This window comes from Tistlia sp. (assembly GCF_040905785.1).
GTDB lineage: Bacteria > Pseudomonadota > Alphaproteobacteria > Kiloniellales > DSM-21159 > Tistlia.
This window is the reverse complement of record NZ_JBBDQW010000047.1, coordinates 20,507-33,091: the sequence shown is the minus strand read 5'-3', so window position 1 is coordinate 33,091 and position 12,585 is coordinate 20,507. Positions and strand designations below refer to the sequence as shown.

7 protein-coding genes are annotated in these 12,585 nt (G+C 73.1%); 3 read left to right on the top strand and 4 right to left on the bottom strand.

Annotated elements, in window-relative coordinates; genetic code table 11:
• The 3 genes from WD341_RS11510 to WD341_RS11500 all read right to left on the bottom strand — a co-directional run.
• Positions 1-1,348 (bottom strand): ATP-binding protein (locus WD341_RS11510; RefSeq protein WP_368425598.1); only part of this gene is annotated, 1,348 nt, incomplete at its 3' end.
• 78 nt (positions 1,349-1,426) lie between these two features.
• Positions 1,427-3,712, bottom strand: coding sequence for an NADP-dependent malic enzyme (locus WD341_RS11505; protein ID WP_368425597.1), 2,286 nt, complete (start codon positions 3,710-3,712; stop codon positions 1,427-1,429).
• 147 nt (positions 3,713-3,859) lie between these two features.
• Complete coding sequence (locus tag WD341_RS11500; protein WP_368425596.1) at positions 3,860-4,369, bottom strand: hypothetical protein; 510 nt, start codon at positions 4,367-4,369, stop codon at positions 3,860-3,862.
• A gap of 190 nt (positions 4,370-4,559) precedes the next feature.
• Between WD341_RS11500 and mutS the strand changes: the two genes are divergently transcribed.
• Complete coding sequence (mutS, locus tag WD341_RS11495) at positions 4,560-7,193, top strand: DNA mismatch repair protein MutS (RefSeq protein ID WP_368425599.1); 2,634 nt, start codon at positions 4,560-4,562, stop codon at positions 7,191-7,193.
• Here mutS and WD341_RS11490 read toward each other — a convergent pair.
• Entirely contained in the window at positions 7,190-7,768 is a 579-nt protein-coding gene (locus WD341_RS11490; protein ID WP_368425595.1) for a hypothetical protein, read from the bottom strand. The two genes, mutS and WD341_RS11490, sit on opposite strands and share 4 nt — an antisense overlap.
• 152 nt (positions 7,769-7,920) lie before the next feature.
• Between WD341_RS11490 and WD341_RS11485 the strand changes: the two genes are divergently transcribed.
• Together WD341_RS11485 and murJ are read left to right on the top strand one after the other, a co-directional pair.
• Complete coding sequence (locus tag WD341_RS11485; protein WP_368425594.1) at positions 7,921-10,827, top strand: [protein-PII] uridylyltransferase; 2,907 nt, start codon at positions 7,921-7,923, stop codon at positions 10,825-10,827.
• An 81-nt stretch (positions 10,828-10,908) separates the two neighbouring features.
• Complete coding sequence (gene murJ / locus WD341_RS11480; RefSeq protein ID WP_368425593.1) at positions 10,909-12,486, top strand: murein biosynthesis integral membrane protein MurJ; 1,578 nt, start codon at positions 10,909-10,911, stop codon at positions 12,484-12,486.
• Positions 12,487-12,585 lie beyond the last annotated feature (99 nt).

The following is a 12,585-nucleotide window of genomic DNA, read 5'->3' as shown; positions in this document are numbered from 1 at the left end:
TGACGATGTGCTTGACGATGGCGAGGCCGAGGCCGGTGCCGCCGAGCTCGCGCGAGCGTGCCGTGTCGACGCGGTAGAAGCGCTCGGTCAGGCGCGGCAGGTGCTCGCGCGCGATGCCGTCGCCCTGGTCGGCGACGGCGAAGGCCAGGCACGGCCGGCCGAGCCGGCGCGCCGCGGCGTCGCGATCCGGGTCGGCGCGCCGGACGGCGATCCGCACCGGCGTGCCGGCGCGGCCGTACTTGATGGCGTTGTCGACCAGGTTCTGGAAGACCTGGGCCAGCTCGTCCCGGTCGCCGACGACGGCGCCGCGGTCCTCGACCGAAATTTCCAGGCGCATCTGCTTGGCGCGGGCGCGCAGCTCCAGGGCGCCGACGACGCTGTCGAGCAGGGCCTGGGGATCGACCGCCAGGTCGGGCGGCGTGTGCTCGCGCATCTCGATGCGCGACAGGCTAAGCAGGTCCTCGACCAGCCGCGCCATGCGCAGCGCCTGCTCGTGCATGATCGCCAGAAAGCGCTCCTGCGCCTCGCGGTCCTCGCGCGCCGGCCCGAGCAGGGTCTCGATGAAGCCGAGCAGGCTCGACAGCGGCGTGCGCAGCTCGTGGCTGGCGTTGGCGACGAAGTCGGCGCGCATGCGCTCGGCGCGGCGCACGCCCGTGAGGTCGTGCAGGGCGACGATCGCCACCGTGCCGTCGAGCGCCGGCGTGCCGAGCGGCACGACGCGCGCCGAGAAGTGCCGCTCGACCTCGCCGAGCAGGGTGAACTCCACGACCCGGCCGCCCTCGCCGGAGACCGCCGCGTCGGCCGCCGCCAGCAGCTGCGGGTTGCGCAGCACGCCGGTCAGGTTGCGCCCGGCGATGCCGAGGCCGAACAGCGCCTCGGCCGCCGGATTCGCGCGCAGGATGCGGCTGTTGCGGTCGAGCATGACCAGCGGGTCGGGCAGGGTCGAAAGGATCGACTCGTTGCCGGCCATCGCCGCCTCCAGCTCGCGCCGCCGCCGCTCGCGTTCGCGCGCGGTCTCGGCGATCGCCTGGTCGAGCTCGGGCGCCAGCAGCCGCGAGCCGCTCTGCGGCGGCCGGGCCGGGCCGGCGGCCGTCGGGCCCGCCCCCGTCGGACCCGCCCCTATCGGACCAGACAGGCCGGCGACGTAGCGGCGCAGCGCCTCGATGTAGCGGAAGTGCGGCAGCAGCACGAGCAGCAGCCCGGCGACGGCCAGGGCGGCGCCGCCGAGCGCCCAGGGGGCCTCGAGGCGGCCGAGCAGCCAGAGTCCGCCGAAGGCCGCCAGGGCCGGCAGGCTGAGCACCAGCAGCGCGGCCGGCAGGCGCCGGCCAATGAGCGATCGTTCCGCCATCAGGGTCCCATCCTATCGCCGTGCCCCGCGCGCCGCGCCAGCCCTAGCACGCCCGTGTTACGGCCGGGCGAGGCGCGGCTAGTGCCCCGCCTTGGCGGAGATCGCGCCGTGGGCGGCCAGGGCGGCGGCGGTCACCAGGTCGTTGACCGTCGAGCCGAGGGGCACGATCTGGGCCGGCTTGTTGAGGCCGAGCAGGATCGGGCCGATCACCGTCGCCGAGCCGAGCTGCTGGACCAGCTTGGCCGAGATGTTGGCGGCGTGCAGCGCCGGCATGACCAGCACGTTGGCCGGACCCGACAGCCGCGAGAAGGGGTAGAGCTCGCACATCAGCTCGTAGTCGAGCGCGACGTTGGCCTGCATCTCGCCGTCGTACTCGAAGTCCGGCTCGCGCGCGTCGAGCACCTCGATGGCGTCGCGCACGCGCATCGCCCGCTCGCGCGGCGGGTTGCCGAAGTTCGAGAAGGACAGCAGCGCGACGCGCGGCTCGTGGCCCAGCACCCGCGCCGCCTCGGCGCTCTGCATGGCGATGTCCGCCAGCTCCTCGGCGCTGGGCAGCTCGTGGACCTGGGTGTCGGCGATGAAGACCGAGCGGCCCCGGTGCACCAGGATGTTGAGGCAGAAGGGCACGTGCCCGGGCTTGGGGTCGAGGCAGCTCGTCAGGTCGTCGAAGGCAACGTTGAAGGCGCGGGTCAGGCCGGTGACCAGGGCGTCGACCTCGCCGCAGGCCAGCATGCAGGCGGCGAAGACGTTGCGGTTCTGGTTGACCGCGCGCTGGCAGTCGCGGAACAGCATGCCCTTGCGCTTCATGCGGTTGTAGAGGAACTCGGTGTAGCGCTCCCGGTGATTGCCGATCGAGGCGTTGACGATCTCGCAGAACTCGCCGGTGACGCCGATCGAGGCCATGGTGTCGCGCACCCGGTTGACGCGGCCGATCAGCACCGGGCGGCCGTAGCCGGCATTGAAGAAGGCCTGCGCCGCGCGGATCGTCTTCTCCTCCTCGCCCTCGGCGAAGACCACGCGCTGCGGATGCTGGCGGACCTTCTCGAACAGCGACTGCAGGCTGGCGGCGGTCGGGTCGAGGCGGCCCGAGAGCTGCTGCTCGTAGGCCTCCATGTCCTCGATCGGCTTGCGCGCGACCCCGGTCTCCATGGCGGTGACGGCGACCGCCTTGGGGATCGCCACGATCAGCCGCGGGTCGAAGGGCGCCGGGATGATGTACTCCGGGCCGTAGCGCAGGCGCCGCCCGGCGTAGGCGCGGTCGACCTCGTCGGGCACGTCCTCCCGGGCCAGGGCGGCGAGCGCCTGGGCCGCGGCGATCTTCATCTCCATGTTGATGGTGCTGGCGCGCACGTCGAGGGCGCCGCGGAAGATGTAGGGAAAGCCGAGGACGTTGTTGACCTGGTTGGGGTAGTCCGAGCGGCCGGTGGCGACGATCGCGTCGGGGCGGACCTCGCGGACCTCCTCCGGCGTGATCTCGGGGTCCGGGTTGGCCATGGCGAAGATGATCGGCTTGTCGGCCATCGCCTTGACCATCTGCTGGGTCACCGCGCCCTTGGCCGAGAGCCCGAAGAAGAGGTCGGCGCCCTCCAGCGCCTCCTCCAGGGTGCGCCGGTCGGTGCGCGCGGCGTGCGCCGACTTCCACTGGTTCATGCCCTCGGTGCGCCCCTGGTAGATGACGCCCTTGGTGTCGCAGATCAGCACGTGGTCGTGGCGCACGCCCATCGCCTTGAGCAGCTCGGCGCAGGCGATGCCGGCCGAGCCGGCGCCGTTGATCACCATGGTGACCTCGGCCAGGTCGCGGCCGGTCAGGTGGCAGGCGTTGATGACGCCGGCCGCCGAGATGATCGCCGTGCCGTGCTGGTCGTCGTGGAACACCGGGATGTCGAGCAGCTCCTTCAGCCGCTGCTCGATGATGAAGCACTCGGGCGCCTTGATGTCCTCGAGGTTGATGCCGCCGAAGGAGGGCCCCAGGAAGCGCACGCAGTTGATGAACTCGTCGACGTCCTGGGTGTCGATGCACAGGTCGATGCCGTCGACATCGGCGAAGCGCTTGAACAGCACCGCCTTGCCTTCCATCACCGGCTTCGAGGCGAGCGCGCCGAGGTTGCCGAGGCCGAGCACGGCGGTGCCGTTGGAGACCACGGCGACCAGGTTGCCCTTGGCCGTGTAGTCGTAGGCCAGCGCCGGGTCCTCGGCGATCCGCAGGCAGGGCTCGGCGACGCCCGGCGAGTAGGCGAGCGACAGGTCGCGCTGGGTCGTCAGCGGCTTGGTCGGCGTGATCTCGAGCTTGCCGGGGCGCCCCTGCTGGTGGAACTCCAGGGCATCGGCCGCCAACGTGCGGGCCTTGTGCGGATCGGATACCATCGTTCTGGAGCGCTCCCCTTCGGACATGAACGGCCGCACTGACGGCGGCCTTTCAGGCATCCTAGGGCCGGCTCAGAGCGCGGTCAAAGCCGGGGGGCCGCGCTGTCCGGGAGGGGGGCTGACCGAAGAAGGGCGCCCGGGCGGGCTTCAGTCGTCCTCGCTCTCGACCTGCCGGCTGCGGCGGATCACCTCGAGGTCCTTGCCGCCCGCCGCGGCCATGGCCGCGCGCGCCGTCGCCTGGCGCTCCGGCGTCGGCGCATAGGCCCAGAGCAGCACGGCGCCGTGCTCCAGGGCGCGGGCGAAGTCCTCGGTGTTGGGAGTCGCCTCCGCCTGGTCGAGCAGCTCGCGCAGGGCGAGGCCGCCGACGCCGGCGGCGATCACGCTGGCGACCATGGCGCCGACCGGCCCGGCCGCGACCGCGATCAGGCCGGCGGCGGTCAGCGGCCCGACGTAGTGGACCTCGCCGACCAGGCCGGCGAGGCGCTCGCGCCAGGCCTCGGCCTGGGTGCCGGCCGAGTCGATCGTCTCGTGGGTGTCGAGCACCGAGAGGTCGGCGTGGCCGAAGCCCGCCTCGCCGAGCGCCGCGACCGCGGCCTCGAAGCTCTCGCGCGTCTCGAAGCGCCCGAGCACCTCGACGATCTCTTCGCTTTCCGCCATCTTCGCCTTCCTGTCCGTTGGGGCGCCCGTGTTAGCCTCGCCGCCCAATTCCATCAAGCTTCCCTTGGCACGTCCTGCCTGGGACGCCCGCGCAAAGCACGATCCCGTGGCCCCAGCCAGCCAGAGCAGACCTGCCGTGACCGCCACGCCGGCCGACGGCCCTCCCGCGGCCGCCGCCGCGGCCTCGCCGATGATGGCCCAGTACTGGTCGATCAAGCGGGCCAACCCCGATTGCCTGCTGTTCTACCGCATGGGCGACTTCTACGAACTGTTCTTCGAGGACGCCGGCCTCGCCGCCGCCGCCCTCGACATCACCCTGACCAAGCGCGGTCAGCACCAGGGCGAGGAGGTGCCGATGTGCGGCGTGCCGGTGCATGCCGCCGAGGCCTATCTGTCGCGCCTGATCCGCCAGGGCTTCAAGGTCGCGATCTGCGAGCAGCTCGAGGATCCCGCCGAGGCGCGCAAGCGCGGCGGCAAGTCCGTGGTGCGGCGCGACGTCGTGCGCCTGGTGACGCCCGGCACGATCACCGAGGAGGAGCTGCTCGACGCGCGCCGCCACAACTACCTGGCGGCGCTCGGCGAGGCCGGCGGGGCGCTCGGCCTGGCCTGGGTCGACATCTCGACCGGCGACTTCTTCGCCGAGCCGACGACGCCGGCCGGCCTGCCGGCGGCCCTGGCCCGGCTCGACCCCGGCGAGCTGCTGCTGCCGGACCGGCTGCTCCAGCCCGGGCGCCTGGCCGGGCCGCTTGAGGAGTGGCGCGACCGGCTCTCGCCGCTGCCCGGTGCGCGCTTCGACAGCGAGAACGCACGGCGGCGCCTGGAGACGCTGTTCGAGGTCGGCGCGCTCGACGCCTTCGGCCAGTTCGGTCGCGCCGAGCTGGCCGCCGCGGGCGCCCTGGTCGACTACGTCGAGCTGACCCAGAAGGGCAAGCTGCCGCGCCTGTCGCCGCCGCGCTGCCTGGCGAGCGGCGAGACCCTGGAGATCGACGCCGCGACGCGCCGCAACCTGGAGTTGACGCGCAGCCTGGCGGGCGAGCGCAAGGGCAGCCTGCTGGCGACCATCGACCGCACGGTGACCGGCGCCGGCGCCCGCCTGCTGGCGCAGCGCCTGGCCGCGCCCCTGACCGATCCGGCGGCGATCGAGCGGCGGCTCGAGACGGTCGCCTTCCTGCGCGGCGAGGCGGCGCTGCGCGGCGCCCTGCGCGACGCCCTGAAGCGCTGCCCCGACGTCGAGCGCGCGCTGTCGCGCCTGTCGCTCGGCCGCGGCGGCCCGCGCGACCTGGCCGCCGTGCGCGACGGCCTGGCCGGCGCGGCGGCGATCCGGGCGACCCTCGACGCCCTGCCCGAGGGCGCGGTCCCGGCCCGCCTCGCCGAGGCCGCCGGCCGGCTCGGCGGCCACGACCCGCTGATCGCCTCGCTCGGCCGCGCGCTCGCCCCCGAGCTGCCCCTGCTGGCGCGCGACGGCGGCTTCGTCGCCAGGGGCTATTCCGAGGCGCTCGACGAGCTGAGGAGCCTGCGCGACGAGTCCCGGCGCCTGATCGCCGGGCTGCAGGCGGACTACGCCGCCGACACCGGCATCGCGACACTCAAGATCAAGCACAACAACGTGCTCGGCTACTTCATCGAGGTCAGCGCCGGCAACGCCGGGCGGATGCCGACCGGCCCCGACTCGCGCTACCGCCAGCGCCAGTCCCTGGCCGGCGCCGTGCGCTTCGGCACGGTCGAGCTGGGCGAGCTCGAGCAGCGCATCGTCTCGGCGGGCGACAAGGCCCTGGCGCTGGAGCTGCAGCTCTTCGAGGCGCTGGTCGCCGAGGTCCTGGGCGAGGCCGCCGCCATCGCCGGCACGGCCGCCGCCCTGGCCGAGGTCGACGTCGCAGGCGCGCTCGCCGAGATCGCCGCCGAGCAGGACTGGTGCCGGCCCGCGGTCGAGGACTCGGCCCGCTTCGAGATCGCCGGCGGCCGCCACCCGGTGGTCGAGGCGGCGCTGGCGCGCGCCGGCGACGGCCCCTTCGTCGCCAACGACTGCCGGCTCGGCCCCGACGACCGGATCTGGCTGCTGACCGGCCCGAACATGGCCGGCAAGTCGACCTTCCTGCGGCAGAACGCCCTGATCGCCCTGCTCGCCCAGGCCGGCAGCTTCGTGCCGGCGGAAAGCGCCGTCATCGGCACTCTGGACCGGCTGTTCAGCCGGGTCGGCGCCGCCGACGACCTGGCACGCGGCCGCTCGACCTTCATGGTCGAGATGGTCGAGACGGCGATGATCCTGAACCAGGCCGGCCCGCGCTCCCTGGTCATCCTCGACGAGATCGGCCGCGGCACGGCGACCTTCGACGGCCTCTCGATCGCCTGGGCCTGCGTCGAACACCTGCACGAGACCAACCGCTGCCGCGCACTCTTCGCCACGCACTACCACGAGCTGACCAGCCTGGCGGCGAAGCTGTCGGCCCTGACCTGTCACTCGATGCGGGTCAAGGAGTGGCAGGACCAGGTCGTCTTCCTGCACGAGGTCACCGCCGGCGCCGCCGACCGCTCCTACGGCATCCACGTCGCCCGCCTGGCCGGCCTGCCGGCCGCCGCCGTGGCCCGCGCCGAGGAGGTCCTGGCGGTGCTGGAGCAGGGCGAGCAGGCCAGCGCCCTGACCCGCCTCGCCGACGACCTGCCGCTCTTCGCCGCGACCGCCGCCCGGGCCGAGAAGCCGGCGGCGGCGAAGACGGGCGCGCTGGACCGGCGCCTGGCCGAGCTCAATCCCGACGAGCTGACCCCGCGCCAGGCGCTCGAGGCGCTCTACGAGCTGCGCGGCCTGCTCGCCCGTTCGGACGTTTAGCGGTCGCTGAGCTCCAGGCTGCGCCCGACCTCGTCCTGCAGGGTCGCCTGGAGGGTCCAGGCCCCGGGCGCCGCCGCGTAGGCCGCCGGGTCCGGCAGCGGCAGGAAGGCCCAGGCGAGGGCCGACTCGTGAGGCTCGCGGGCCTCCGGGCGGGTCGAGAAGAGGTCCATCGCCAAGGTCACGCCGAGCCGATCGTTGTTGCCGCCCTCGAGCTGCACCCGCGGGCGCGCCTCGCCGGAGCCGCTGGTCCGGCTGCCGCTGCGGATCTCCTCGGGGCCGGCGACGACGCGGGCGCCCCCTGGGCCCTCCAGGGCGATCAGCACGACCCGCTCGCCGGGCCGCAGGTCCTCGACCAGGACACGCAGGCTGCGGCCTTCCTCGGCGAGCTCGCGCGTCAGGCGGGCGCGCGTCTGCAGCTCGCTCGGCGCCTCGGCCGGCGCCTCGACCACCGCCGGCGCCGCGGCCCCGGCCGGCTGGACCGGGGGCGCCTCGCGGGAGTCGCCGGCGCCGTTGCAGGCGGCGAGCGCCAGGCACAGGCCGGCGGCGAGGGGGCGGGGGCAGGGCAGCGTCGTCATGGCATGTTAACCTCGAAGGGTCCCTTGTCCCGGGCGCCGTCGCCCCGACATCCTGGGTGGGCAGGTGCCTGGGTGGGCAGGTGCCTGGGTGGGCAGGTGCCTGGGTGGGCAGGTGGTCGCAAGCGGGCGCCCGAAGGAGTAGAAACCGGATCATGGACGCAGCAGTTCCCGAGAGCGGCGGGCCGCCCCTGCGCGAGGGCGTGCCGCGGGCCCGTGCCGCCGCGCCGGCCCCGCGCCCAAACCGCCGGCGCTCGGTCGTCGACCGCTCGCGGCTGCAGCAGCGGATCGCCGGGATCTGGCTGCGCGCCTCGAGTCCCGAGCGTGCCCGCGCCGAGGTCCTGGAGCTTCTCAAGGACGCCCTGGAGCGCGGCCGCGCCCTGCTGCGCCAGCGCCTGGAGGCCGGCGAGGCCGGCGGCCTGGAGACCGCCCAGGGCCTCTGCTTCCTGACCGACCAGGTGGTGCGCATCGTCTACGACCACGTCGGCAAGGACCTCTATCCGCTGCACAACCCCTCGACCGCGGAGCGCCTGGCCCTGGTCGCGGTCGGCGGCTTCGGGCGCGGCGAGCTGGCGCCCGGCTCCGACGTCGACCTGCTGTTCCTGCTGCCCTACAAGATCACGCCGCGCAGCGAGCAGGTCGTCGAGGCCGTGCTCTACTTCCTCTGGGACCTGGGCTTCAAGGTCGGCCACGCGACCCGCTCGGTCGAGGACTGCCTGCGCCAGGCGCGCCAGGACCAGACGATCCAGACCAACCTGCTGGAGATGCGCTTCCTGTGGGGCGACCAGTCGCTCTACCTCGAGCTCAAGCGGCGTTACGACACCGAGGTCCGCGCCGGCCACGAGGCCGCCTACGTCGAGGCCAAGCTGGGCGAGCGCGACCGCCGCCACAAGCGCTTCGGCGAAGGCTCGCGCTACGTCCTGGAACCGAACATCAAGGAGGGCAAGGGCGGCCTGCGCGACCTGCAGACGCTGTTCTGGCTGGCCAAGTTCGTCTACGGCGTCGATTCGGTGAAGCGCCTGATCGAGAAGGGCGTCTTCACCCGCGCCGAGGCGCGCCGCTTCGACAAGGCGCTCGACTTCTTCTGGGCGCTTCGCTGCCGGCTGCACTGGGCGACCGGCCGCGCCGAGGAGCGCCTGACCTTCGACCTGCAGGCGCAGCTGGCGCCGGACATGGGCTACAAGGCGCACGCCGGCACCCGCGCCGTCGAGCGCTTCATGAAGCACTACTTCCTGATGGCCAAGGACGTCGGCGGGCTGACCCGGATCTTCTGCGCGCAGCTGGAGGCCGAGTACAACCGGCGCTCGCGCTTCCGCCTGCCCTCCTTCCGCCGGCGCCGGCGGATCGAGGGCTTCAAGGTCGAGGGCGACCGGCTCGCCGTCTCGGGGCCGGAGCAGTTCCGCGAGCGGCCGCTCGACCTGCTGCGCATCTTCCGGGTGGCCCAGAAGCACGAGCTCGACATCCACCCCGACGCGCTGCGCTGGATCACCCAGAACCTCAAGCGCATCGACAAGGCCCTGCGCGAGGCGCCCGAGGCGAACAGGATATTCCTGGAGATCCTGACCAGCGAGCAGGATCCCGAGATCGCGCTGCGGCGGATGAACGAGGCCGGCGTCTTCGGCCGCTTCGTGCCCGACTTCGGCCGGGTCGTCAGCCAGATGCAGTTCAACATGTACCATCACTACACGGTGGACGAGCACACGATCTTCGCCATCGGCATCCTGCATGCCATCGAGCAGGGCGCCCTGGCCAAGGAGGCGCCGATCGCGACCGAGGTGGTGCACAAGGTGCTGTCGCGCCGCCTGCTCTACGTCGCGGTGCTGCTCCACGACATCGCCAAGGGCCGCGCCGGCGACCACAGCGAGGTCGGCGCCCGCGTCGCCCAGCGGCTGTGCCCGCGCCTCGGCTTCTCCGACGAGGAGACCGAGACCGTCGCCTGGCTGGTGCTGCATCACCTGAAAATGAGCGACACCGCCTTCAAGCGCGACATCGACGACCCCCAGACGATCCGCGACTTCGCCGATCTGGTGCAGTCGACGGAGCGGCTGCGCCTGCTGCTGGTGCTGACCGTGGCCGACATCCGCGCGGTCGGCCCGAACGTCTGGAGCGCCTGGAAGGCGGCGCTGCTGCGGGAGCTCTACGCGCGCACCGAGGAGCTGCTCTCGGGCGGCCTGATCACCGAGGGCCGCGAGCGCCGGATCGAGGCGGCCCAGCAGGCCCTGGCCGAGGTCCTGGTCGAGTGGCCGGCCGAGGCCGTCGCCGCCCAGCTCGACAAGGGCTACCCCTCCTACTGGCTCTCGCTCGACACCGAGACCCACGCGCGCCACGCCCGGATGATCCGCGACGCCGACAGCAACCGCCGGCCGCTGACCGTCGAGACCCGGGTCGACCGCTACCGCGAGGTCACCGAGGTCACGATCTACACGGCCGACCATCCCGGCCTGATGAACCGCATCGCCGGCGCCCTGGCGATCTGCGGCGCCTCGGTCGAGGGCGCGCGCATCTTCACGCTGGCCGACGGCATGGCGCTCGACATCTTCTACATCGTCGATTCCAACGGCGGGGCCTTCGACCGGCCGAACAAGCTGGCCCAGCTGGCGGCAACCGTGGAGCAGACCCTGGCTGGGCGCCTTAGGCCCCTGCAGGAGCTCAAGAGGCTGGCCTCGCCGCTGCCCTCGCGGCTGGAGGTCTTCACCGTCAAGCCGCGCGTGCTGATCGACAACAAGGCGAGCCGCCGGCACACCGTCATCGAGGTCAACGGCCGCGACCGGCCCGGCCTGCTCTATCGCCTGACCTGGGCGCTGACCCGCCAGAACCTGATCATCGACACCGCCAAGATCGCGACCTACGGCGAGCGCGCCATCGACGTCTTCTACGTCCACGATGCCCTGGGCGGGAAGGTCGAGGCCGAGGCCAAGCTGAAGCGCATCCGCGCCGGGCTGCTCGAGGCCCTCGACTCCGGCCTCTGCCAGGCCGAGGGCGCGCCGCCGCGGCCGGCGCCGGCCCGGCCGGCGAAGCCGGCGGCCAAGCGAGCGCCTCCCGCCGGGGCGGCCCAGCAATAGCCGCAGCGCTTCCCGCAATCGCCGCAAAGCGCTAGAGACTTGCGGTCATGAAAATCGGGCGGTCATGAAAATCGGGCGACCATGAGCCTGCTGCGCGGCTTCGCGACGGTCGGCGGCTATACGGCGGCGAGCCGGGTGCTGGGCTTCCTGCGCGACATCCTGATCGCCGGGACGCTCGGCACCGGCCCGGTCGCCGACGCCTTCTTCGTCGCCTTCCGCTTTCCCAACCTGTTCCGCCGGCTGTTCGGCGAGGGTGCCTTCAACGCCGCCTTCGTGCCGCTCTTCGCCGGCCGCCTGGAGCGCGAGGGGCGCGCCGCCGCCAAGGCCTTCGCCGAGGAGGCGCTGGCGGCCATGACCGTCGGTCTGCTGCTGCTGACCCTGCTGGCGCTGGCCGCCATGCCCTGGCTGATGCTGGTCGTCGCCCCGGGCTTCGCCGACGACCCGGCGCAGTTCGACCTGGCGGTACGGCTGACCCGCATCGCCTTTCCCTACCTGCTGTTCATGGTCCTGGTCGCGCTGCTCGGCGGCGTGCTGAACTCGCTCTACCGCTTCGCGGCGGCAGCGGCGGCGCCGATCCTGCTCAACCTCTTCTTCATCGCAAGCCTGCTCCTCGTGCTGCCATACTGGACCGGCAACGCCGGCGAGCTGCTGGCCTGGACCGTCGCCGCCGCCGGCCTCGGGCAGTTCCTGTTCATGGCCTGGGCGGCCAGCGCCGCCGGCATGGCCCTGCGCTTCCCGCGGCCGCGCCTGACCCCGGCGGTGCGCCGCCTGCTCAAGCTCATGGTGCCGGGCCTGCTCTCGGCCGGCGCGCTGCAGCTCAACCTGCTGGTCGGCACCATGATCGCGACCCTGCAGGCCGGCGCGGTTTCCTGGCTCTACTACGCCGACCGGCTCTACCAGCTGCCGCTCGGGCTGATCGGCATCGGCATCGGCGTGGTGCTGCTGCCCGATCTCGCGCGCAAGCTGCGCGGCGGCCACGACCAGGCGGCGATGTACGCCCTCAACCGCGGCCTCGAGCTCGGCCTCTTCCTGACCCTGCCGGCGACCGTCGCGCTGCTGGTCGTGCCCGGGCCGATCGTCACGGTGCTGTTCGAGCGCGGCGCCTTCACTGCGGCCGACAGCGAGGCGACGGCCCTGGCCCTCGCCGCCTACGCCGCCGGCCTGCCGGCCTTCGTGCTGGTCAAGATCCTGCAGCCGCCCTTCTTCGCCCGCGAAGACACGGTGACGCCGCTGCGCTTCGCCCTGGTCAGCGTCGCCGTCAACATCGTGCTGGCGCTGGCGCTGTTCTACGCGATGGGCTTCCTCGGTCTCGCGATCGCCGCCACGGTCGCCTCCTGGGCCAACGTCCTGCTCCTGGCCTGGCGCCTGAAGGCGCTCGGCTTCCTGACGCTCGACGCCCGCAGCCGCAAGCGCCTGCCGCGCAGCCTGCTGGTCAGCCTGCTGATGGGGCTCGCGCTCTGGGCCGCGGCTCGGGCCCTGCAAGATCCCTTGGGTGGCGGTGAGCTCGAGCGCATCGGCGCCCTCGCCCTGCTGGTCGCCGGCGGGCTGGTCGTCTACTTCGGCCTCGCCTTCCCGCTCAAGGCGATCGACCGCTCGGAGCTGGCGGCAGCCCTCAGGCGCAAGGGCCGGGGCGACGGATCCGGAGCCGGGCCCGGATAGCCCGGTCCGCCGCGCCGGCCAGCTTGACCGCTCCCGGCCCAGCGGCGATAACCGCCGCCGTTCCCGGCCCCTCGCCGGCCAGCCCCTGACGCGAAAGCC

Excerpts from the sequence above, each read along its gene's own strand:
- WD341_RS11505 (WP_368425597.1), bottom strand. The coding sequence starts at position 3,712 with ATGGTATCCGATCCGCACAAGGCCCGCACGTTGGCGGCCGATGCCCTG.
- WD341_RS11500 (WP_368425596.1), bottom strand. The coding sequence starts at position 4,369 with ATGGCGGAAAGCGAAGAGATCGTCGAGGTGCTCGGGCGCTTCGAGACG.
- mutS (WP_368425599.1), top strand. The coding sequence starts at position 4,560 with ATGATGGCCCAGTACTGGTCGATCAAGCGGGCCAACCCCGATTGCCTG.
- WD341_RS11490 (WP_368425595.1), bottom strand. The coding sequence starts at position 7,768 with ATGACGACGCTGCCCTGCCCCCGCCCCCTCGCCGCCGGCCTGTGCCTG.
- WD341_RS11485 (WP_368425594.1), top strand. The coding sequence starts at position 7,921 with ATGGACGCAGCAGTTCCCGAGAGCGGCGGGCCGCCCCTGCGCGAGGGC.
- murJ (WP_368425593.1), top strand. The coding sequence starts at position 10,909 with ATGAGCCTGCTGCGCGGCTTCGCGACGGTCGGCGGCTATACGGCGGCG.